11 protein-coding genes are annotated in these 22,685 nt (G+C 71.6%); 6 read left to right on the top strand and 5 right to left on the bottom strand.

Features of this window, described 5'->3' with window-relative positions; translation table 11 throughout:
- Positions 1 to 85 precede the first annotated feature (85 nt).
- Both WME89_RS20485 and WME89_RS20480 read right to left on the bottom strand, forming a co-directional pair.
- Positions 86 to 2,008, bottom strand: coding sequence for an ATP-binding protein (locus WME89_RS20485; RefSeq protein WP_438010807.1), 1,923 nt, complete (start codon positions 2,006 to 2,008; stop codon positions 86 to 88).
- Positions 2,008 to 2,970, bottom strand: coding sequence for an ABC transporter substrate-binding protein (locus tag WME89_RS20480; RefSeq protein ID WP_438010806.1), 963 nt, complete (start codon positions 2,968 to 2,970; stop codon positions 2,008 to 2,010). Before WME89_RS20480 ends, WME89_RS20485 begins: the two co-directional genes overlap by 1 nt.
- A gap of 291 nt (positions 2,971 to 3,261) precedes the next feature.
- Here WME89_RS20480 and WME89_RS20475 point away from each other — a divergent pair, with 291 nt between their 5' ends.
- On the top strand, positions 3,262 to 6,948 hold the full coding sequence (locus WME89_RS20475) for a thioester reductase domain-containing protein (RefSeq protein ID WP_438010805.1): 3,687 nt from the start codon (positions 3,262 to 3,264) through the stop codon (positions 6,946 to 6,948).
- Here WME89_RS20475 and WME89_RS20470 read toward each other — a convergent pair.
- Both WME89_RS20470 and WME89_RS20465 read right to left on the bottom strand, forming a co-directional pair.
- Positions 6,926 to 7,978, bottom strand: coding sequence for a sugar phosphate isomerase/epimerase family protein (locus WME89_RS20470; RefSeq protein WP_438010804.1), 1,053 nt, complete (start codon positions 7,976 to 7,978; stop codon positions 6,926 to 6,928). The two genes, WME89_RS20475 and WME89_RS20470, sit on opposite strands and share 23 nt — an antisense overlap.
- 103 nt (positions 7,979 to 8,081) lie before the next feature.
- Positions 8,082 to 9,455: a 3-deoxy-7-phosphoheptulonate synthase class II gene (locus WME89_RS20465; RefSeq protein ID WP_438010803.1), complete on the bottom strand. Its 1,374-nt coding sequence runs from the start codon at positions 9,453 to 9,455 to the stop codon at positions 8,082 to 8,084.
- Positions 9,456 to 10,366: 911 nt separating this feature from the next.
- Here WME89_RS20465 and WME89_RS20460 point away from each other — a divergent pair.
- The 5 genes from WME89_RS20460 to WME89_RS20440 are packed head-to-tail and all read left to right on the top strand — an operon-like array spanning position 10,367 to position 21,131.
- Positions 10,367 to 16,102 (top strand): copper oxidase, encoded by a 5,736-nt coding sequence (locus WME89_RS20460; RefSeq protein ID WP_438010802.1) that lies wholly within the window; start codon positions 10,367 to 10,369, stop codon positions 16,100 to 16,102.
- 43 nt (positions 16,103 to 16,145) lie between these two features.
- Positions 16,146 to 18,134: a cytochrome D1 gene (locus WME89_RS20455; RefSeq protein ID WP_438010801.1), complete on the top strand. Its 1,989-nt coding sequence runs from the start codon at positions 16,146 to 16,148 to the stop codon at positions 18,132 to 18,134.
- On the top strand, positions 18,131 to 18,787 hold the full coding sequence (locus WME89_RS20450; protein WP_438010800.1) for an SCO family protein: 657 nt from the start codon (positions 18,131 to 18,133) through the stop codon (positions 18,785 to 18,787). The genes WME89_RS20455 and WME89_RS20450 overlap by 4 nt, the downstream gene beginning before the upstream one ends.
- Complete coding sequence (locus WME89_RS20445) at positions 18,784 to 19,461, top strand: SCO family protein (RefSeq protein ID WP_438010799.1); 678 nt, start codon at positions 18,784 to 18,786, stop codon at positions 19,459 to 19,461. The genes WME89_RS20450 and WME89_RS20445 overlap by 4 nt, the downstream gene beginning before the upstream one ends.
- Positions 19,458 to 21,131 carry an ABC transporter substrate-binding protein gene (locus WME89_RS20440; RefSeq protein ID WP_438010798.1) on the top strand — a complete coding sequence of 558 codons (1,674 nt, stop codon included), beginning with the start codon at positions 19,458 to 19,460 and terminating at the stop codon, positions 21,129 to 21,131. The genes WME89_RS20445 and WME89_RS20440 overlap by 4 nt, the downstream gene beginning before the upstream one ends.
- A gap of 16 nt (positions 21,132 to 21,147) precedes the next feature.
- Here WME89_RS20440 and WME89_RS20435 read toward each other — a convergent pair whose 3' ends face one another.
- Entirely contained in the window at positions 21,148 to 22,671 is a 1,524-nt protein-coding gene (locus tag WME89_RS20435) for a hypothetical protein (RefSeq protein ID WP_438010797.1), read from the bottom strand.
- Positions 22,672 to 22,685 lie beyond the last annotated feature (14 nt).

Below are 22,685 nucleotides of genomic sequence, written 5' to 3'. Positions count from 1 at the left end.
CAGGCATGGGCGAGCAATATCACGCCTCGAAGCCGCTTACCAACGGCTCACGAGGCGGCCCATGCGCTCGTCGTCATCACATCGATCATGCAGCGGCGCACCGCCCCCGGGCGCGCTCCACGTCGGTGTCGACGGGCAGCTCCACCCGGAACACCGTGCCATGGCCAGGCTCGCTCTGGACCGAGATGTGCCCGCCGAGCTGCAACACGATCTGCCGCGTGATCCACAGGCCAAGACCGAAGCCGGAGAAGTGCTTCGTCGAGGCCGCCCTCTCGAAGCGCTCGAAGATGCGCGCCTGCGCCTCCGCCGGGATCCCGATCCCGCGGTCGCGGACCTCGATCCAGGCAGCGCCCTGATGCCGCCCGACCGCGACCTCGATGGGCTGGCCCGCGCCGTACTTGGCGGCGTTCGACACCAGGTTGCTCACCACCTGCTCCAGCCGCAGGCGGTCCCAGCGGCCCACCACGCCCTCGTCGGCGCAGACCTCGACCGGGCAGCAGGCCCGGCGCAGCTGCTCGGCCGAGCGCGCGACGATGTCCCGCGCGACCTCCGCGAGATCCACGGCCTCGCGACGGAGCTCGACCCGCCCCTCGGCGAGGCAGGAGACGTCGAGCAGGTTCTCCACCAGATCGGCGAGCCGCTGGGCGTGAGCGGCTATCTGTTGCAACCGGCGGCCCGCGGAGTCGAGGGCGGGCTCCCGGCCGAGGGCGCGCTGCATGCTCTGCGCTTGCAGGAGCAGCGCCGTGACCGGGGTCCTGAGCTCGTGGGAGGCGATGACGACGAAGTCGTCGCGCGCTCGAACGGCCCTCTGCGCCTCCTCGTAGAGGCGCTGGCGCTCGGCCTCCACCCACTTGCGCTCCGTGATGTCGACGAACGTCACGACGCTGCGCAGCTCCGATTCGCCGCAGATCGGATACGACCAGTACTCCACCGGCACGAGGGATCCGTTGGCCCGCGTCATGACCTCGCTGTCGGAATGGACCCGCGCCAGCGATGAGCTCGCCGCGTCGGCGTCGGGCTGCCGCCTGTCCAGCAGGTGCAGCGTCCGCCCGATGAGCTGCTCGGGCCGCTCGAAGCCGAGGAGGCGCGCCGCCGCTGCGTTGGAGAAGGCGCAGCACCCTGCCTGATCGACGCCGTAGATGCCCTCTGCCGTCGAATCGAGCAGCAGCAGGATGCGGCGCTCGCTGGCCTCGAGTCTCTGGCGACTCTGCGCGATCTGCGCGGCCATCTCGTCGAAGGCCTGACCGATGCGCGCGAGCTCGTCCCTCCCGCAAAGCTCGCTGCGCGCGGCGAGATCGCCGTCGGCCAGCCGCTGCGCCGTCGTGACCAGGCGGCGCACCCGGCGCGTCAGGACGAGGCCGCCAAGGAGCCAGACGACGCCGGTGCCGGCCGCGAGGGGGACGATCGCCCTCATCGCCACTTGCAGCCCATCGCTCGCCGCCTGCGCATTGAGCCGCGTCAGGTCTTCCTCCACCACGAGCGCTCCGACGCGGGTCGGACGGATCTCGTGGGCCACCGGGGGCAAGAGGACCGGGTGGTAGGCGACGATGCGCTGTTCGTCGGGCGACACGTGCACGGCGCCGACCCGCGTACGGCGCGCCTGGTCGAGGGCGGCCCTGTCCAGCGAGCGCCAGACGAGCTCGATGCTCTGTCCCCTCGACTCCGCGAGGTTGGCCGCGAGGACGACGCCCCGGTCGTCCACGACCAGCGCGACCCGGTTGTCGGGCGCGGCCCCGAGCGCGGCGATCTCGGCCCGGACCTGCTCGATATCTCCGACGCGGAGCAGGTACTCGAGGGTGCTCTCGAGCGCCGTGAGGCGGAAGAGCAGGGCCGCTCTGCGCTCGTCGTGCGCCCGGTGGACGGTGAACCGCATCGAGCACCAGAGCGACAGCAGGGAGAGCGCGGCCGTGAGCAGCGCGACGATCACCGGAATCGCGACACGCAGCGACGGCGTGAACAGGCGCCTTGCGAGCGAGGGGGCCGGAGAAGGAAACGAGGTGGAATCCATCACCGAAGTCGGCGCCCGATCGGCCCCGGGGCGAGGAGGGACGACAGATCGACGGGCCGCTGCAGCAGGCCGTTGCGGTGCATCCACCTCGCGAGGGCCTCGGCCCTGGCACGGAGCGCTGGCCGCTCTCCCGACAGGAGCTTCCGGCTCTCGCCCGCGTCGGAGAAATGCACCCCCTGGAGGCCGGCGAGCGCCTGGGCTGGGTCGAGCTTGCAGCGCCGCTGGACGATCCGGGCGGCCTCGTCGGGATGCTCGTTGAGAAAAGCGAGGCCGCGGAACCAGGCGTCGAGCATCCGATCCACCTGCTCGGCGCGCGCCTCGATCTGGTCGGCGCGCACGACGATGACATCCGTGATGTCATCCTGGAGCTCGGAGCTGTTCATCAGCTCCCGGCCGCCCGCCGCGAGCAGTCGAGTCCGGACGGGCTCGTAGGTGACCACCGCGTCGACGCGCCCATCCGCCAGGAAGCGCTCACCCTCCTGGACCTCGATCGGGACGATGTTCACGTCCTCGGGGCGGAGCCCGGCCTTCTCGAGGGCCCGCAGCAGCACCAGCGCGCCGGTCGTCGTCCCCTCGACCGCGACGCGGCGGCCCCGGAGGTCGCCGAGCTCCCGCAGCTCCGGCATGGCGACGATGGCGTCGGCGCCCCGCGAGACGTCGGCGACGGCGATGATCCGCGGGGTGAGCCCCTGGTCGACCAGCTGCAGCACCTCGTCAAGCGTCAGCGCGGCCGCGTCGATGAGCCCGTTGCGAAAGGCACGCATCTGCGCCGAGGTGGACTCGAACTCGATGGATCGCACCGCTGTTTCCGGCAGGTGACCCAGCTCCTGGCCGAGGTAGAGCGGCGCGAAGCCGAGCCAGGGGGACGTACCGGTGCGCAGCGGGTCAGGGCTCGTCCGGCTGCACCCCAGCGCGAGCGCGCCGGCGAGCAGCAGGAATATCTGGAAGAGACGTCGCGTCACGGGTCAGGTGCGACAGACTATGAACGGCTTTGAACCCGGCTCAAGCGGACAGCCGGGCACCCCTGGTCTGGCGCTCGTCTGGCACCAATTCGTGACCTGCTGGGCGCGCGCCTCGACCAGGGCGCGCAGCGCGCGGCCTCTGGAGCGCCTCGATCCAGGCCAGGCGCCGCGGCGTCTCCTCGCCGCGAGCTCACCGCCGCTCTCTTGACGCACGGCTCCACGCGCGCCAGGTGTCCTCGGGTAAAGGCGGGAGGGAGAGTGATGGGGGAACGCAGGATGAGAAGTGACGCGATGGATCCGATCGCGGTCAACGAAACGTTGCTGAAACGATCACTGGAGCGCGGCAGCAGGCTGCTCGAAGCCGACGATCAGCTCCAGCGCACCTCCCCTTCCCGCGACGCGATCGACCTCCTGCGAAGGGAGTCCGGCAGCAGCATCGAGCTCGTCGCCCTGGCGTGTCGCCTGTACGCCGACAGGCCTTGCTTCGGCCGCCGGGCGATCGAGGTCTCGCCTCGGTTGGACACCGCGGACACCGCGGACAGCGCGGCTCGCGCTCTGCCAGCGTTCGATACCATGACGTATGCGGATCTCTGGACGCGCGTCGAGGCGTTCGCCAGCGGCCTGCGCCACGGCGGGCTCGCCGACACCGGCGATCTCGTCGGCATCTGTGGCTTCAGCAGCCCGGACTGGGTCGTCTCGGACCTCTCCTGCCTGTACCTCGCGGCCGTCTCGGTGCCGCTGCAGACGACCGCGAGCTCCGCCGAGCTCTCGCACATCCTCGGCGAGGCCGAGCTCCGCTGCGTCGTTTGCAGCGCCGAGCAGCTCGACAAGATCGCGTCGGCGCTGCCGCGCTGTCCCTCCTTGCGCAGCCTCGTCGTGATGGGCGGTAAGCCGGACGATCAAGCCGGGATCGAGGCGGTGGAGCGAAAGGCAAGGGAGCTCCAGCGCGAGCACGGCCCCTCCATCCTGGTACGCGCGATGCGCGACGTGGAGCTGCTCGGACGAGAGCGCGGGACAGCGCCGGTCGTCCTCCCCTCGGCGCGCGGCGAAGGTGCTCCGGATCCGCTGATGACGCTCATGTACACGTCCGGGAGCACTGGAGCGCCCAAGGGGGCCATGTTCCCCGAGAGCGTATGGCGGCAGCTCTGGCGCTCCACGCTGGAGAGCGTGCTCTCCGAGCTCCCCTACGTCGGCGTCGGCTTCATGCCGCTGAACCACGGCGCCGGCCGCACCGAGATCATGCGCTCCATCCTGCTCGGCGGCGTGACGTGCTTCGTGTCGAAGAGCGACATGTCCAGCCTGTTCGACGACATCCGCCTCGCGAGGCCCACGGTGCTCGCGATCGTGCCGCGGGTGTCGAGCATGATCCATCAGCATTTCCAGACCGAGCTCGTGAAGCGCGCTCCGAGCGCCGCGCTCGGCGACGCGCGCGCGAGGCGAGCGTTCGAGTCGGACATCATGGAAGAGATGCGCCGCTCCTTCTTGGGCGACCGCCTGCTCGTGATGACCACCACCACGGCGCCGACATCGCCCGAGATCCTCACGTTCCTCAGGCGCTGCTTCGACGTGCCCGTGCTCGACGGCTACGGCTCCACGGAGTGCGGCGTCATGACCCGCGACGGGAGGGTGTCGCGCGCCGCCGTCACGGACTTCAGGGTCACAGACGCCCCGGAGATCGGCTATCGCACCACCGACACCCCCTATCCTCGCGGCGAGCTCCGCGTCAGGTCCCGCCTCCAGGTCTCCGGGTATTACAAGAACCCCGAGGCCACAGCGGGCTTGTTCGACGAGGATGGCTATGTGATCACCGGGGACATCGTCGAGCAGCGGGGCCCTGACCACCTCGTCTGGATCGACCGCAGGAAGACCGCCATCAAGCTCGCGCAGGGCGAGTTCGTGAGCTTGCCGCGGCTGGAGGCCCTGTACAGCGCGAGCAGTCCGTTCATCCAGCAGGTCTACGTCGACGGGAGCAGCCTTCGATCCTACCTCCTGGCCGTCGTCGTGCCCGAGGTGCGCGCCGCCGCGGCCCACCTGGAGCAGCGCGGGCTCAGCGCGAACGACGCGAGCGAGCCCGCGCTGAGGCAGCTCATCCGCGGCGAGCTCAACCGCGTCGCCGCGGACGAGGGGCTGCAAGGCTACGAGATCCCGCGAGACTTCATCCTGGAGCTCGATCCGTTCACCGTCGAGGCGGGCCTCCTGACCGAGAGCAACAAGCCGTGCCGTCCCAGGATGGCGGCGAAGTACGGCGCTGAGCTCGCGCGCCTCCACGCGGAGATCGAGGGCAGGCAGCTCGAGGAGCTCCACGCCCTCGAGGAGCAGCGGAGGAGCGCGAGCTCCGTGGAAGAACGCGTGAAGACCGCGGTCGCAGCCACGCTCGGGACGAGCGACGTCGACCTCTCCGCGCAGAGCTTCGTCCGCCTCGGCGGCGACTCGCTCAGCGCCGCCCGCCTCGCCGCGCTCCTCACCGACGTCTGCGGCGTGGCCGTCCCCGTCGGGGTCGTGCTCGATCCGACGAGCAGCGTACGCGCCCTCGTGCAGTACGTGGAGCGGGCGCTGGAGGGACGAGCCGCCGGGGGACACGTCAACGTCACGTTCGAGCAGGTGCATGGGGTGGGCGCGCAGGTCCTCCGCGCGGACGATCTGCGGCTCGACAGATTCCTCGCCCCGGAAGAGATCGCGGCGGCCTCGCGCGCAGCGCCGGCGACCGCGCTGCCGCCCGAAGCCGAGGTGGTGTGCCTCACTGGCGCGAACGGCTTCCTCGGCAGGTTCCTGCTCCTGGAGCTCCTGGAGCTCCTGCCCGTGGGGCGCGGGAAGGTGTACTGCGTCGTGCGCGCGCCGGACGCCAGCGTCGCCGCAAGGCGGCTCCGCGAGGCCTTCGAGGGCTCGGATCCCGCCCTGCTCGACAGGTTCGACGCCCTCTCGGCGCACGGCCGGCTCGAGGTGCTCGCCGGCGACCTGATGAAGCCGAGGTTCGGGCTCCCGGACGCGCAGTACGATCGCCTCTGCGACGAGGTCGACACCCTCGTGCACAACGCCGCCCTGGTGAACCACGCGTTCTCCTACGCGCAGCTCTTCGAGCCCAATGTCCTGGGCACAGTCGAGGCGATCCGCATGGCCCTCCGCTGGCGCAAGAAGGCGGTGAGCTTCATCTCGAGCGTCAGCGTGGCGGGTGACATGGAGCGGGCGGGCCCGATCCTCGAGGAGGAAGACGGACGCGCCCTGTGGTCGGAGCGCCCGGTCGACGGCGGGTATGCGGCCGGCTACGGGACGAGCAAATGGGCTTGCGAGGTCCTGCTCCGCGATGCCTCCGAGCAGCACGGCATCCCCGTCATGGTCTTTCGCTGCAGCATGATCATGGCGCACAGCGAGTACCAGGGTCAGGTCAACACCACTGATTTCTTGACGAGGCTCCTCTGCGGCATCGTGTCCACGGGCCTCGCGCCGCGGTCGTTCTACGCGAGCGCCGCCTCGGGGGAAGGCGGCGCCCCGGGCAGCCACTTCGACGGGATGCCGGTCGATTTCGTCGCGCGCGCGATCGCCGCCGTGACCGCCCACCGGGAGGCGGGCCGGGCTCCGCAGCCTCGGGCGAGCTACGAGACCTACCACGTGGTGAACCCCCACTGGGACGATGGCGTCTCCCTCGATTCCTTCGTGGGCTGGGCGCAGTCGATGGGCTACCCGATCGCGCGAGTCGAGGAACATGCAGCCTGGTACCGGATGTTCTCCGAGCGACTCCAGGCGCTGGGCGAGGAGCAGCGGCAACACTCTCCGCTGCCCATCCTCCACCAGTGGGAGCGCCCCCTTCGTGTGGAAGCGCAGCTGAGGTTTGACGCTCAGCGGCTCGCGAGGCGGCTCGCGGAGCTCGCTCACGCTCGGGACGGGCGGCTCGCCGGCATCCCGGGCGTGAACGAGGCGTTCTTCCGCAGATACCTGAAGGACGTCGCCCGCCTGGGCCTCATCTCGGACCGAGAGGGGTAGCGGGCCTCGCTCGATGCCTGCGCTGCGGAGGCGCCAGAGCCCGCCGCACGGGCGCCTCCGACGCGAGGCTCTCCTCGAGCCGGATCAGCGAGTGTATGCCGTCCGCAGCGACCGCCCCCGGCGGCCTCGTGCGGTACTCCCCGTTGAAGATCTCGAGGGAGACGGGGCCGCTGTAGCCGGAGGCCAGGGCCGCGGCGAGGAAGCGCGCCACGGGCAGGGCGCCTTGCCCCGGGAAGCACCGATGGTGCCGAGACCACGATACGAGATCCATCGCGAGCCGCGGCGCGTCCGAGAGCTGGATGAACTCGATCGCACCGTCGGGGAGCTTCCGCAGGCCCTCGAACTCGTCATCGAGCGCGAGCGTATGAAAGCTGTCGACGACCAGACCGAGGTTGGGGCGCCTGGCCGCGTTGACGAGCCGGTAGGCTTCGCGCCAGCGGCACACGTGACGGCCCCACGCGAGCGCCTCGTAACCGACCCTGAGCCCTCGCTCGGCCGCCACGTCCGCGAGGACGCCGAGCTGCTCGGAGGCCCGGTCGGCCTCCGGGAGGGCGTCCGGAGAGACGTTGCTGCACACGAGGACGAGCTCGCAGCCGAGCGCCTCCGTGACATCGAAGAAGCGCCTCGCCCGGTCGAGGTTCTCGTGAAACAAGGGGGCCTCGACGCCCTCGATGTCCCGGAGCGGCTGGAACAGCAGGATGCGCAGGCCGAGATCGGCGGAGCGCCGCCGGACCTCGGTCGGGCTCAGCGCCGAGCCGAGGAGATCAGCCTCGACGATCTCGACGCCATCGAAGCCCGCAGCGGCGATCGCCTCGAGCTTCTCCGGCAGGGACCCGCCGAGCGAGACCGTCGCGATGGACCTCGGGGCGCGCGCCGCAGGCGCTCTGGCGCTCGCGAGGCGCTCTCCTCTACCCTCTCGACCATCGCCTCGCGCTCGATCTCCTCGCTGGAGCGGGATGCGCACGGAGCGACCGCGCCGCTCGCTGGGGCGATCCCGCACGATCTGTGTCTTGTTCTCGTCGTTCATCATGGTTCGTCCTGAAAGGTCGGCGCCGCGCGCCTGCACAGGCTCGAGCGCCAAAGGTGTTTGCTCAACCGTGGTGGATGTGGCGCGCCGCCGAGGCGCCCGTGCGCTACGCGCTCTCTGCGTCCGGCCCCAGTCGGCCCCTGCTCGACCTCGGTCCCTCGACAGGATAGCGATTGCTCTCCGGAGAGCGCCGCGCGCTCGGCCGTGACTGCGAATGACCGCGCCCTCGCCGGAGCGTCTCCGCGATCAAGGACGCGAGCTCGAGCGACTGGCTCCGATTGAGGCGCGGGTCGCAGGCTGTGTGGTAGCGCGCGCCCAGAGAGGAGGGCAGGACGGGCTGGGCGCCTCCGATGCACTCCGTCACATCCTTCCCAGCCATCTCGAGATGGACCCCGCCGGCGTACGTCCCCAGGGCCCGGTGGACGGCGAAGAACCGCTGAACCTCGCTCGCGATCCGATCGAAGGGACGGGTCTTGTACTGCCCCTCGAGGGTCGTGTTGCCGTGCATGGGATCGCAGACCCAGGTCACGACCTTGCCCTCGCGCTGCACCGCGCGGACGATCGGCGGCAGCTTCGCCTCCACGAGATCGGCGCCCATCCGAGCGATGAGGCTGATGCGGCCCGGCTCGTTGCCGGGGTTCAGCTGATCGATCAGGCGCAGCGTGTCCTCCGGCGTGGAGCGCGGGCCGACCTTGATGCCGAGCGGATTGGCGACGCCGCGCAAGAACTCCACGTGAGCCCCGTCCACCTGACGCGTGCGGTCACCGAGCCACAGCATGTGGGCCGAGCCGTCGTACCAGTCTCCCGTCACGGGGTCCTTTCGCGTCAACGCCTGCTCGTAGTGCAGCAGCAGCGCCTCGTGCGACGTGAACAGCTCCGTGCTGCGCGGCGCAGGCGCCTTGCGCAGCCCGTCGGAGAGCTCCCCGAGGGGTCCGCGCTCCGGCCTGCTCAGCCCGACGCCCGAGCTCTGCACAGGAACGCTGTGCAGGCCGACGCGGCCGCGCTGCGTGAAGGCGCTCAGCAGCTCGATCGTTGCCGCGGACTGGTGATAAGCGCGGAGGAGGCGCTCCGGCGCAGGGGTGCGCGCCTCGGCAGAGAACTCCGGCCCGTTGATGATGTCGCCGCGGTAGCTGGGCAGCTCGACTCCATCCACGATCTCGGTCGGCGCCGACCGGGGCTTGGCAAACTGACCAGCGATGCGGCCCACCGTGACCACGGGAACCCCCGCGCCGTCGGAGAGCACGAGGGCCATCTGCACGAGCAAGCGGGCCGTACCGAGGACATGCTCGCGGCTGAACTCGTCGAAGCTCTCGGCGCAGTCGCCGCCCTGCAGCAGGAAGGCCCTGCCCTCGGCGGCCCCGGCGAGCTCGTTCTTGAGGCGGCGAGTCTTCCGGGGCGGCACGAGCAGCAGAGAGCTGGAGAGCTGCGCCTCGACGTTCTCGAGAGCGGCCTGATCGGGATACGTGGGGACCTGGAGCATGGGCCTGCTGCGCCAGCTGGACGGGGACCATGCGTGGTTGTTGATTTTCGCTGCGTTCATCGGATTGCGTGACGTATTCGTACCTCGATGGGCCTCCTCGACATGAGGAGGTCGGGCACGAGCCATTCCTGGTTGCTGTCCCTCAAGCAGGCGCTGTGCCACGCGCCGGCGTCGCCGGAAACGCGCCCTTCCAGGCGCGGGACGCCGCTGCGCGAGGGGTATGGGGGCCGCAGCGTTGCGCGATCGAGCAACGTCGCGATCGCGACGGACAGGCTCCTCGTCGTGCGCGCCGCGCGAGCGAGCGGTGATGTGCCTCGTGATGTCTCGACGCGGCCATGCGCGCTCGTCGGCCGTCGAGCGGCCGCCGCCCCTGGCGGCCTGCTGGACGTCGCCGCCGGGCCCCTGGAGCCGGGGCCCCACGAAGGGCTCGGCCCGACGCGAGCCAGAAGACGCTGGATTATCACGCAGGCGATCGTGCCAGGACAGCGCGTGGTCGAGCGCGAGACGCTGGAGGTCCGGCATCGCGATCCCGAGCGGCGGCACCAGAGGCGGCTTTAGACAGGGTTGCCATCGAGGCGTGTTTCCATGATTGACAGCCTGCGTGGCGCTCCTCCGTTCGAACGCCACGTCGTCTTCATTTCCGCCCCGTACAAGCGCTGGAGATCGTGCGGCTACCACGTGCCGCACATAGCTGGGGCCGTTGGCTCCAGTTCTTGCATACAGAGTCCGACAGCGCGCGCCATCGTGCTTGGCGGGCGCACAGCCTCTGTGCTGGCGCCACGCTTCGCGGATTCCAGTCATCGAATTTCGGCCTGTTCGAGGCACTCCTATGTTCCGAGCGTCACCTGGCGCGGCCGTGCCGGTGGCAGCACGCAAGCGAGAGTCCTGACGGATGGATGAGGGGGCGGACCATGAGCGGGGTAAACGTCAGCAGTTCAGGACGATCGCGTTGGATAGCCATCGCGCCGTTGCTCGCCTGTGCCTTCACTGCGGCCTGCGCGCCCGGCGTCCGTCCGCTCCCTGCGCAGCCTCCAGGCGGCTCTCCGCCCTCGGCGGGGGGGCTCGCGCCGCCGGCGAGCTGCAAGGGCACGGTCACCGCGAACGTCGTCGCGCTCGATCACCCCATCATGTACAGCCGCATGGGCGCCAGCCAGCCGGGGGGCATGATCTTCGCGCTGGAACGGGACGTCGAGGAGAGAGGAAAAAACTTCATCCTGCGCCCCGACAAGCGCCCGCGGCCGCTCGTGCTGCGGGTGAACGTGGGAGATTGTCTGAAGATCCACTTCACCAACCGGCTCTCGGCTCAGCAGCCGTCCTGGCCGCTGCCGCCTCCGCCATCGCCGCAGGTCGGTGGGAGGGGCACGCTCGATATACCGGGGCTTCCGCTTCGTGACGCTGGCGCCCCCAACGCGCTTCCAGGGCTGCTCGAGCTCGGCGACGCCGGCGTCGCCGGCGCAACTCTGCCCCCGCTTCGCTTGACCGAGGGGGTGGAGCAGACCGCGACCGTCACGGCCGGCGTCTCCGTCATGGGGCTCAACGTCGTCCGTTCCATCACCGATACGGCCTCCTTCGTCGGCGCCAACCCGAGCGGCCTCGCGGCGAGCTGTGAGGCCACCCCGGACGGCGCGGTCCCGCAGAACTGCAGCGCGACGTACGACCTGTTCGCCGAGCGCGAGGGGACCTACCTGCTCCACAGCAGCGGCGCCGCCACCGATCTGTTCATGGACGCGCCCGTCCTGGGACTGCAGCGCTCCCCCGGGGGGCAGGTCACGAAGGGGCTCTTCGGCGCGGTCCACGTCGAGCCGGAGGGCTCCTCCTGGTACCGCAGTCAGGTCACCCGAGAGGAGCTCGTCAAGGCGACGCGGCCGCCCAGGCCGGGCCAGAAGCCGGGCGAGCACCTCCCGATCGTCGACTACGAGGCGACGGAGGACGGTACGCCCGGCGGCCTGCCGATCCTCAACATGCTGCACAGACACAGGAACAGCGCCGGCGAGGAGGTGAACGAGATCGTCCACAGCGACCTCACCGCGGTGATCACGGGGCCCAACCACGGACCGCTGTTCGACCCGAAGCGCCCGGACAGGCGCCACCCGGACAACCCCGCGACGCCGGAGCGGTGGCGGCCTTTCCGCGAGTTCACCACCATCTATCACGAGGACTTCCTGACAGTGCAGGGGTTCAGGGAGTTCGTCGATGGCAAGCTCGTGGAGATCCTCAAGACCACGGCCGACCACTTCGGCATCAACTACGGGATGGGCGGCATCGGCGCCGAGGTGCTCGCCAACCGCTTCGGGGTGGGGCCGGCGGCGAAGTGCCCCGAGTGCAAGTTCGAGGAGTTCTTCCTGAGCTCCTGGCCCAACGGCGACCCGGCGACGCTCGTCGACGTGCCCGCCGGCATCTCGCATGAAACGAACAAGAAGCGGCGCGCGACGAAGGCGTTCTACCCGGACGACCCGTCCAACGTCTATCACAGCTACCTGAACGACCCCCTGCGCTTCCGCGTCCTGCACGGCGGCGGGTTCGTCCCTCACGTCCACCACGTGCACACGCACCAGTGGCTGCGCTCGCCCGACAACGACAAGAGCGCGCTCCTCGACGCCCAGTCGATCGGCCCTGGCTCGGGGTACACGCTCGAGATCGCCTATGGCGGCAGCGGCAACCGCAACCGCTCGCCCGGCGACTCCGTCTTTCATTGCCACTTCTATCCCCACTTCGCCGTCGGGATGTGGGCCCTCTGGCGGGTACACGACGTGTTCGAGTGGGGGACGGAGCTCGACGCCGACGGCCGCCCGAAGCCAGGCGCCCGCGCGCTGCCCGACGGGGAGATCGCGCGCGGCACGCCGATCCCCGCGGTGGTGCCGGTCCCGACCCTGCCGATGGCGCCGCTGCCCGCTCCGGTCCAGCTCAAGGCCGACGGCACCGTCGAGGTCGAGCAGGACGAGGCCCGGCTGAGCGCCATCGGCGCGAGCAAGAACCCGGGGTATCCCTTCTTCGTCCCGGGGATCGCCGGCCACCGGCCGCCGCAGCCGCCGCTCGACTTCGCGTTCGACGCGAAGGGCCAGCCCCACGACGGCGGCCTGCCGCGCCACGTCGTGAGGTCCGGCAGGGCGAAGGGGCATGAGACCCCGACAGATTTCTCCAAGGAGATCCAAGAGCTCGACGCCATGCAGCTGCCCCACGAGGGGACGCCGGTCGAGATCGCGGCGATGGACTTCCACGCCCAGCGCCAGCACAAGACCCTCCGGCCCGACGGGACACGAGGTGATTTCAAGACCAACGGCAAGCCTTCGGTGCCGGGTGCGCCGTTCGCCGACCCGTGCGGCGACTGGGGCCAGGGCGCGATCGGTGAGGACGAGCTCGTCACGTTCAAGGGCACGGCCTTCGAGAAGGACGTCGTCTTCAACAAGAAGGGCTGGCATAACCCGCGCCAGCGGATTCTCGCGCTCTGGGACGACGTGGATGCCTTCGTGAAGGGCGAGAAGCCCGCTTCCCCGCTCATCGTGCGCGCGAGATCGCGCGACTGTATCCGGTTCTTGCACAGCAACGCGCTGAAGAAGGACTACGAGCTGCCGAAGATCCTGGCCAAGACACCGACCGACATCCTGGGGCAGCACATTCACCTCGTGAAGTTCGACGTGCTGAGCGCCGACGGCGGCGTGAACGGCTGGAACTACGAGGACGGGACGTTCAGCCCCGGCGAGGTCGAGGAGCGGATCCAGGCCATCAACCGAGGTGGCGGGCTCTGTCTCCGCGGCGCGTGCGACGAGGGCGGGACGCGCAGCGGCGAGCGCAAGCACCTCTCCCTCAGGCCGTTCACCCCGGACGCGACGCGCGGGACCCAGGCCGCGTCGCGAGCCACGGCGGCGTCGTGGCAGAAGCCGGGCGTGCAGGTCACGGTCCAGCGCTGGTGGGCCGATCCCCTGCTCGACAACCCGGAGCCTGGCCGCGCCCCGCGCGACCGGACGCTGCGCACGGTCTTCACCCACGACCACTTCGCCCCGTCGACGCACCAGCACGCCGGGGTTTACGGCGCGCTCGTGGTCGAGCCGACCGGCTCCCGGTGGACCGACCCGGTCACCGGCGAGCCCATGCACACCCGCGCCGACGGCGGGCCGACGAGCTTCCAGGCCATCATCGAGCCCGATCCGAAGGACCCGACCACGAGCTACCGCGAGTTCGTGCTCCTGTACCAGAACCTGCAGCCCGCCTACTGGAAGCAAGGGGGCCAGCAGCAGTTCCCGGTCAACGGGCCGCCAGGAGGGGCTCAGGTCGTCCCGGACCCGGTCGTGGGCACCTACAGCGTCAACTACCGGAGCGAGCCGCTCCCCTTCCGCGTCGCCGGCGGCGCCGGGGGGAGGAAGTGTCCGGATTCGAAGCAGCGGGAGTGCGATCTCGCCTTCGCCTTCAGCTCGATCGAGCGCTCCGACCCGGCGCTCAACCGCCAACCACCGGGGCCGCCGCTCACGCCGGGCGTCGAGGGGCCCGACCCGTACACGCCGATGCTCCGGGCCTACCAGGGCGACAAGGTGGAGATCAAGACGCTCCCCGCCGCGCAGGCCGACATGTTCCCGTTCCACATCCACGGCCTGCGGTGGCTCCAGGATGCTTCGGATCCGAACTCCGGATACCGCAACACCCAGGTGATGGGGCTGGCGGAGCACTTCGAGTTCGCCTTCACCGTACCGCCGGCGAGCGCGGGGACCCACGGCGACTTCGCTGACCATCTCTACCTCCCGAGCGCCATCCCGACGGCCACCTCGGATGGGCTGTGGGGGCTCCTCCGCGCCTACCGGGGCGCGCGGGGCGACCTCAGGCCGCTCGCGAGCAACCCGGGCGCGGGCGCGGGGGCTCAGCCCACGGGCTGCCCGGTGGACGCCCCCCGGCGGCCGCCGATCGAGGTGGTCGCCGCGCACGCGGCCGACGTCCTGCCGGACGGCGCGCCAGGGCTCGTGTACTACCAGCACGGCCAGGCCGGGCAGGACGGCGCGAGATCGACCATCACGGACGAGCAAGCGCTCCTCTACGTGCTCAGAGAGGATCTCGAGGGGAACAAGCTGAAGCCCGGCAAACGCCCGGAGCCCCTCGTGCTGCGCGCCCGCGCCGGCGAGTGCATCACGGTCAAGCTGACCAACCAGTTCAGCAAAGAAAGAGGCGATGTCTTCGAGCGGGATACGAGGCCTCCCGGCGGGTCGTTTCCGCCCTGTCCCAACGGCGCTTCCTCGAGCTGCAGAAACTGGAAGGGGAGAAACGATTACAAGCTCCGGCTCTCACCGGAGGTCGGGCTTCACGCCGATCTCGTCGCCTACGACGTGAACAGGGCGGACGGCTTCAACGTCGGCTACAACCGGGTCCAGACGGCCGCGCCGGGCGAGAGCATCACGTACGAGTGGTACGCGGGAAAGACCCGGATCGGCGCGAGCGGGGAGGTCATCGGCACGCCGGTCGAGCTCGGCGCGGTCAACCTCCAGGCGACAGACATGATCATGCACCACCGGCACAGCCTCGTGGGGTCGCTGATCGTCGAGCCGGAGGGCTCGCGGTGGGTCGAGGACGCGAACTCGCGCCTGTCGGCCACGGTGTACCCGGCCCGTGGCGACGCATTCCGCGAGCACGTGCTCCTCGTCCAGGAGGACCTCCGGCTCAACCTGTCGCAAGCGGACCGGCCAGTGACGCAGAGCCTCCGGATGGCGTTCAACTACGGCACCGAGCACCTCGTGTACCGGTACGGCGCCGAGGACACGAACGGCAGGAGATTCGCGAATGATGACATCTCGTGCGCCATGTCGAATCGGCTCTGGGTGGGCAGGGGTATTCCCCGGAACGCCGCGCCCAGCACCGCGGCCTCGCCGGGCGACCTGCTCCGGTTGCCGGGCAGCGAGCCCATCGGCGAGCCCAACACGCCGGTGTTCGTGGCCGCCGCCGGCACGCCGGTGCGGATCCGCACGCTGCACGCGAGCGCGGACGACCACCTGATGTCCATGCTCACGGTCCACGGCCACAGCTGGCAGAGCCAACCGTTCACGAAGGGCTCCACCGTGCTCGGCTACAACCCGACCTCGGCGTGGACCGGCGCCGGCGCGGCGCTGAGCATGACCGACCGGTTCGATATCCTGCTCCCGAGCGCGGGCGGCCCCTTCGGCGTCCCCGGCGACTACCTCCTCGCCGACTTCCTGAGCTTCCGTCTCGGCAACGGTACGTGGGGGCTCTTCCGCGTGACCGAGCGGGGGCGCGACGCGGTGGTCATCACCAACCGTACCTCCGAGCGGGTGACCGGCGTTGTCAGCGTGTTCCCCGAGGTCCACCCGGGCGGCGGCGCGCTCAAGACAGGCCAGTTCGCGCCCTCCGTGACCGTCCATGCGGGCACGCCGGCGCAAGGCGGAGGCTGCTCGGGCCCCCGGCTCGGCCCCCCTGCGCCGGTGAGCCCGCAGGACGGCACATGGACCTTCAACGGGCAGGGCATCCCGGAGAAGGTCTGTGTGCAGTCCGAGGGCGGCGGCGTGGCCGGCTGGGACGGCGTGTTCCCGGGGTCCTGTGACGTTGGGGTAATACCAAGAGCTGAACCGATGATCGTCGGGCCGCCGGTGCCCCCGGTGCTCCGCGCGCTCGACGTCGCCGGGCGCAAGGCCGGCGTGATCATCTCGGAGTGACCCGCCACAGCGCGCTGCGGCGCCGCCAGGAGGCCGTCCATCCATGGTCCCTCGTCCCTTCCGACAGGCGCTCTCGCCGCGCGCGGCGTCACGGCGGCTGACCCGCGCGGCGCTCGCGCTGCTGGCTGCGTCCGCCCTGGCGCTCGCCGGGCTGGCCTCGCTCCACGATCGCGAGCCCCCGCCCGAGCAGCAGCCCGCCGCGCTGCGGGTCGTCCAGGAGGGCGTCTCGGTGGAGCTCGCCGCCTTCGCCGTCGCCCCGGACCGGCGAGACAGGCCCTTGCGCTCGGGGGACGAGGCGACGTTCCGCTTCACGCTCACCGACGCGAGCTCGGGCGTTCCGCTGGAGAGCCGCTACCCGGCGGCCTGGGTCAACCCCCGGCCCCAGGGCGACGACGGCGCGGCCACGGGCTGCGCCGAGCGGGCCAATGAGATCATGAACGGCGGCTTCGCCCGCAGGGCCGAGATCGATCTCAACACCTACCGTGTCCTCGTCCTCCAGGACGACGCCACCCTCTCCATCATCGATCCGCGCTTCAGCTTCGGGGGCAGCAGGCTGCTCTCGATGATCTCCCTCAAGAGCCCGGGCGCGGACTGGGCCCTCACGGCCGACCAGTCCCGGCTCTTCGTCTCCCTGCCCGACGTCGATCGCGTCGCGGTCGTCGCCCCGGAGGCGTCCGCGGTGACCGCGGAGGTCGAGGCCGGGCCGCGCCCGGGCCGGGTCGCCCTGCAGCCCGACGAGGGGTACCTGTGGGTCGCCTCCGGCGAGGGCGCGCCGGCGGAAGGCGCCGGCACCGTCACCGTGATCGCCGTGCCCGATCTCCGGGTCGCTGCCCGCCTCCGCGTCGGGCGCGGCCGCCACGACCTCGCCTTCAGCGACGACAGCCGCACCGCCTTCGTCACCAACCAGGACGACGGCACGGTGTCCGTCATCGACGTCGGCCGGCTCGCGGTCGTCCGCGAGCTCCCCGCCGGCGGCGCCCCGACGAAGATCGCCTTCTCCAGGCTCGCCCAGGCGGCCTACGTGACCGACGCCGCGGAGGGGCGCGTGACGGTCATCGACGGAGCGCGGCGCGAGGTCGTGGCGCGCATCGACACGGAGCCGGGGCTCGCCGGGATCGCGTTCGAGCCGAAGGGCCGGTACGGCGTCGCGTGGAACGCGGAGCGCGACACGGTCTCCGTGATCGACACGGCCGAGCAGCGGATCGTGCAGACCGGCCAGGTCGAGAAGGGGCCCGATCAGGTCGTCTTCTCCGATCGACTGGCCTACATCCGCCACCGCGGCAGCGACACGGTCCTCATGATCCCGCTCGAGCGGCTCGGCGAGCGCGGCCAGCCGATCCCGGTCGCCGATTTCACCGGCGGTCAGAGCCCCCCGGGCGCCGTGTCGCTCGGCGCCAGCATCGTCCAGGCGCCCGGCGAGCCCGCGGTCCTCGTCGCCAACGCCGCCGACAAGGTCATCTATTACTACCGCGAGGGCATGGCCGCGCCGGCCGGGAGCTTCAGCACCCATGGCCGGGTGCCGAAGGCGATCCAGGTGCTCAACCACGGCCTGCGCCCGCGCGGGAAAGGGGTCTACGAGACCACCGCCGCGCTGAAGCGCGCCGGCCCCTACGAGGTGATCTTCCTCCTCGACGCCCCGCGCGTCGTGCACTGCTTCCCGCTCGACGTCGCCGAGGATCCGGAGCGGCCGCGGCAGGCGCGCACGCACGTGGAGGCGCTGCTCCCCGACCCGACCGTGGTTGCCGGCGCGCCGGTCCACCTCCGCCTCCGCCTCTCCGACGCGGAGACGCTAGCGCCGCGGAGCGGGCTCGCCGACGTCCGCGTGCTCGTGAACCTGCTGCCGGGGACATGGCACGACAGGCCCTGGGCCAGACCAGAAGAGGAGGACGGCGTCTACGCCATCGATTTCACGCCCCCCTCGCCGGGCACCTACCAGCTCCTCGTCGAAGCCCGATCGATCGGGCTTTCGTTCAACACATCACCCCAGGTCGTGCTCACGGCCGAGCGCGGCGGGGAAGGGAGATCGCCATGACACGAGATCACCGGGCGGGCGCGCGCGTCGCGCTCGCGGCGGCGGTGGCGCTGTGCTTCGCCGCCGGTTGCAAGGAGCCGCGATCGGACCTCGGGCCGCGGTCCGAAGCCGCGCCGTCGCCGCGCGCCGGCGCGGAGCAGCCGCTCGGGCGGCTCGCGCTGCCCGACGTCGCGCTGCGCAACGAGAAGGGAGAGCGCGTCCAGCTCTACCCCGATCTCGTGAAGGGACGCACGGTCGTGATGAGCTTCATCTTCACCCGCTGCACGACCGTCTGCCCCCCGATCGGCGCGATCTTCTCGCGTCTTCGGCAGCAGCTCGGCCCCCGCGCGGGCAAGGACGTGAGCCTCCTCTCGGTCACCCTCGACCCGCTGCACGATACGCCGGCCGAGCTCCGCGCGTGGGCGGAGCGCTTCGGCACCGGCCCGGGCTGGTCGCTCCTGACCGGCGAGCCGGAGGACATCGACCGGCTGCTCAAGGCGCTCGGGGTGTACTCCGCGGCCAGGGAGGAGCACGCCCCGATCGTCCTCGTCGGCGACGACCGCTCGGGCGAATGGACGCGCGCGTATGGCCTGACGTCCCCGTCGAGCCTCATGGACATCGTCGATCGCAAGCGCGGCGGCGCGCCGCTGCTGCGCCAGGGGGGAGGAGGATGAGCCCCCGCGCCCTCGCCTGGCTCGCCTGGCCCCTGGCGTTGCTGCTCGCGTGCCAGCGCTCGTCTCCAGACGGCCCCGGCGGCGCGGACGCAGGCGTGTCCTCGGCCTCGCACCGCGCTCCGGCGCCGGCACCGGCGCCGGCCAAGGCGCCGCCGGCCAACCCGAGGCCGGCCGCGCAGGGGTATTTCGACGGCCTGGTCCTGGTGGACCAGGACGGCGCGCAGGTGCGCCTCTACGAGGACCTGATCCGGGGCAAGGTCATCGTCATCAACACCTTCTTCGCGAGCTGCCAGGGCGCCTGCCCGGTCCTCGCTGGCACGCTCACCAAGCTCCAGGCGCGGCTCGGCGATCGCCTCGGCAAGGACGTCCACATCGCCTCGATCACGGTAGAGCCGGAGGTCGACACGCCGGAGAAGCTCAAGGAGTACGCGCTCCGGCTCAAGGCGAAGCGCGGCTGGCGCTTCCTGACGGGGCCCAAGGCCAGCGTCCACGAGGCGCTCCGCAGGCTCGGGCAGTACGTCGAGCAGCCGAGCGAGCACTCGGGCCTCATCCTCGCCGGGAACGACAGGACCGGGCTCTGGAAGAAGGCCTTCGGCCTGGCCGACCCGGACGAGGTCCTCCGGGTGCTCGACAGCGTCGTGAACGACCGCGGCGAGGCGCCCCAGGGGCCATGACCGGCGGCGCCCTGCGGGCTCTCTCCGCGCCGGCCGTGCGCTGGTCGCTGGCGGCGCTCGCCGTCCTGCTCGCCCTCGGCGCGGCGCTGGCCCGCCCCGGAGCGCCCCGCCCGCCGGCCGAGGTCCACGCCGCCGTCACGGCCGTCACGCGTGACGCGCCGGGCGAGGCCGCGCCGGACGCGCAGCGAGGCCGCGCGATCTACCTCCGGGGGGCCAGCGCTTCCGGTCCAGAGATCACGGCCGCCGTGGGCGCAGGCAGCGGGGCGGTCGTGCCGGCGACCGTGCTCCCGTGCGTCCAGTGCCACGGCCGCGACGGGCGCGGCAGGCCGGAGGGCGGCCTCTCGCCCTCCAACATCCGCTGGGAGGCGCTCTCGCGGCCCTACAGCGCCGCCGAGGCGAGCGGCCGCCTGCGGCCGCCTTACACCGAGCGAGCGCTCGGGCGCGCCATCACGATGGGGCTCGATCCGGCCGGGAACCGGCTCCAGGACGCCATGCCGCGCTACCGGCTCTCGCGGCGCGACCTCGCCGACCTCCTCGCGTACCTCAAGGCGCTCTCGGCCATGCAGGACCCGGGGCTCGAGGACGGAGCGATCCGGATCGGGACCATGATCCCCTCGGCGGGGCAGCTCGCGGACAGCGGCCGCGCCGCGCGCGCCGCGCTCTCGGCGTACTTCGAGGATCTCAACCGGCAGGGCGGGATCTACGGGCGCCGCCTCGAGTTCGCGTCCGTCGAGGTCCCCGCCGCGGGCACCGCGCCCGAGGCGCGCGCGCGCGCGGCGAGGGCCTTCCTGGACGACGAGCCGCCCTTCGCGCTGGCCGGCGTGCTCCTCGACGGCGACGGCGCCGAGCTCGCGGAGCTCGTGGAGGCCCGGCAGATCCCGCTCATCGGCGTCATCTCGCCCTCGCCGCGGATCACCCCCGCGCTCGATCGGCACATCTTCGCGCTCTACGCCGGCGTCGCCGAGCAGGGCGAGGCGCTGGCCGCGCTCGCCGCGAGGCAGCGGCCTCTCGCTCGGGCCGCGGTGGTCCTGCCGCCGGCAGCGCGGGAGGTGGGCCGGCGCATCGCCGCGAAGCTCCGCCAGGCCGGCGCCGGCGAGGTGACGGCGATCGAGATCGGAGAGGGCGCGACCGCCGGCGCCGACGCGGCGGCGGCGCTGTCCCGCAGCGGCGCGGAGGTGGTCGTCTTGCTGGGGCCGGCCAGCGCCGCGCGCGGCCTCTGGAGCGCCTCGATCCAGGGCGGCGCCCGCCCGCTCTTCCTGGTCCCGGGCGCGCTGGCCGGCGAGGCGCTGCTCGACGCGCCCGCAGCGCTCGCCGGTCGCCTGCTCACGTCGCTGCCGGCGCTGCCGTCGGACCGCGCGCCCGCGGCGCTCGGCGACTACCGCCGGCTCGCCGCCGAGCACCGGCTCTCGGGAGAGCACCTCACCGCGGAGCTGTCGGCGCTCGCGGCGGCGAAGATCCTCGTCGAGGGCCTCAAGCGCGCTGGGCGGGAGCTGACCCGCGAGGCGCTCGTGGAGGCGGTCGAGGGATTGCGCGATTTCCCGACCGGCCTGACCCCGCCGATCACGTACGGCCCCGCTCGGCGCATCGGGGCGCTCGGCGCCTATCCGCTGGCGCTCGATCCCGAGCAGCAGCGGCTCACTCCCGCGGGCGGCTGGATCCCCGTGGAGTGACCGCGCCGCGGGCGGGCTACTCGCAGGGCAGGATGCGCAGCACCTTGATCCTGGTGCTCGCGCTGCCGGGCGCGGCGAAGGCGACGCTCCCGTCGGGGAATGCGGCGAAGTCCTGATAGCGATTGCCGAGCACATCGACCTTCAGCGGCTCGCCTTCGGCCTCGCCTGTCGCGCGGTCGAGCGCCTGCACGTACAGCGCGCGCGCCCGGTCGTTGCGGGCGATGTCGCCGGCGGCCGTGGTGGTCTCCCAGGCCGCGAGCATGCGCGAGGCGCCGTAGGCGGCCAGGTGCGGCGCGCGGACGTTCAGGCCCGGGTCGCTCGCGATCGTGATGTCCTGGTCCGCGGCGCCGTCGGTGAAGTGGAGCAACCGCACCTCCGCGAGCCCGTTCGAGCTCGCCGGCTGGCCCGCGCGGAGATCGCTTGTCGTGAGCCAGTAGCCGCCGCCGGCCGCGGTCACGAGGTCTCCGAGGTTCGCGTAGGCGAGGTCGACCGGCTTGATGGTCGTGTAGCTGGGCGCGATCGCGATGCGGTTGTTGTTGTCGGTCTTGCACACCGTGACGAAGCGGCTCACCCGGTCGTCCCAGAGGATGCGCTCGTAGCCGCTGTGGCTGCAGCCCCAGTCGAAGCCGTCCCGCAGCAGCTCCCCGTCCGCGTCGACCACCTTCATGCGGTCGCCCTGGTGGATGTTGATGCACCCCTCTTGCGAGACGCTGATGGCGGCGCCGAAATAGCCCGCGTAGCGCGCGCCGTCGAAGGCGATGCGGCCGTGGTGGGCGTACCACCAGATCATGTACACGCTGGGCCCGGCGGGGCCGGTCGAGTAGGGCGGCAGCGCGGCGCTCGAGCTGGTCAGCTTGGTCGCCCATGTCTCGCTCGCGCCGTCGAAGCGGACCATGTACATGTCGTGACAGGCGACCGGCGGGGACGGCGGCGTGCCGCACAGGTTCGCCGGGGTGCCGCAATTCAATGTTCCGCCGCCCTCGGCGTCACGGGTGAGCAGCAGCACGCCGCCGGCGTCGTCGGCGTACAGATCGGAGAGGTCGTTCGCCGGCAGGGCCAGGGGGCGTCCCACGACATGATCGCTCGTGTCGAGCTGGGCGATGTGGACCTGGTCGTCGTCGCCCATCCAGGCGAGACGCGAGCCGCCGGACGGCATGGGCGAGATGACGAGCGGCCGGAGCGCGACCTCGTCCTCGTTGTTGAGCACGGGGGTCCCGACGTCGATCTCGGTGATGCGGACGCGATCGGGGGTGACGCCGCACGCGCCTGGCTCGGGGTTGCCGCCGGCGCCGCCGCCGCTGGCGCTCGACGCCCCCGCGCCCCCGGCGCCCCCGCCGCTCGCGCTGCCGGCGCCGCCGCCGCTCGTGCTCGACGCCCCGGCGCCCCCGCCGCTGGCGCTCGACATCCCGGTACCCCCGCCGCTGGCGCTGCTGGCGCCCCCGGCGCCGCCGCTCGTTGCCGAGCCCGACTCTCCCACGCAGGCCGCGGGCGCGGCGACGAGGACCAGAGACCAGATGACCTGGAGATATCGTATCGACATCACCTCAAGCTACA

This window comes from Sorangium sp. So ce321, from assembly GCF_051530195.1.
GTDB lineage: Bacteria > Myxococcota_A > Polyangia > Polyangiales > Polyangiaceae > Sorangium.
This window is presented reverse-complemented; position numbering and strand designations above follow the sequence as displayed.

Bases quoted from the DNA above. Each gene is read 5' to 3' on its own strand.
- WME89_RS20460 (WP_438010802.1), top strand. From the start codon at position 10,367: ATGAGCGGGGTAAACGTCAGCAGTTCAGGACGATCGCGTTGGATAGCC.
- WME89_RS20455 (WP_438010801.1), top strand. From the start codon at position 16,146: ATGGTCCCTCGTCCCTTCCGACAGGCGCTCTCGCCGCGCGCGGCGTCA.
- WME89_RS20440 (WP_438010798.1), top strand. From the start codon at position 19,458: ATGACCGGCGGCGCCCTGCGGGCTCTCTCCGCGCCGGCCGTGCGCTGG.
- WME89_RS20435 (WP_438010797.1), bottom strand. From the start codon at position 22,671: ATGTCGATACGATATCTCCAGGTCATCTGGTCTCTGGTCCTCGTCGCC.
- WME89_RS20450 (WP_438010800.1), top strand. From the start codon at position 18,131: ATGACACGAGATCACCGGGCGGGCGCGCGCGTCGCGCTCGCGGCGGCG.
- WME89_RS20475 (WP_438010805.1), top strand. From the start codon at position 3,262: ATGGATCCGATCGCGGTCAACGAAACGTTGCTGAAACGATCACTGGAG.
- WME89_RS20445 (WP_438010799.1), top strand. From the start codon at position 18,784: ATGAGCCCCCGCGCCCTCGCCTGGCTCGCCTGGCCCCTGGCGTTGCTG.
- WME89_RS20465 (WP_438010803.1), bottom strand. From the start codon at position 9,455: ATGCTCCAGGTCCCCACGTATCCCGATCAGGCCGCTCTCGAGAACGTC.
- WME89_RS20485 (WP_438010807.1), bottom strand. From the start codon at position 2,008: ATGGATTCCACCTCGTTTCCTTCTCCGGCCCCCTCGCTCGCAAGGCGC.
- WME89_RS20470 (WP_438010804.1), bottom strand. From the start codon at position 7,978: ATGATGAACGACGAGAACAAGACACAGATCGTGCGGGATCGCCCCAGC.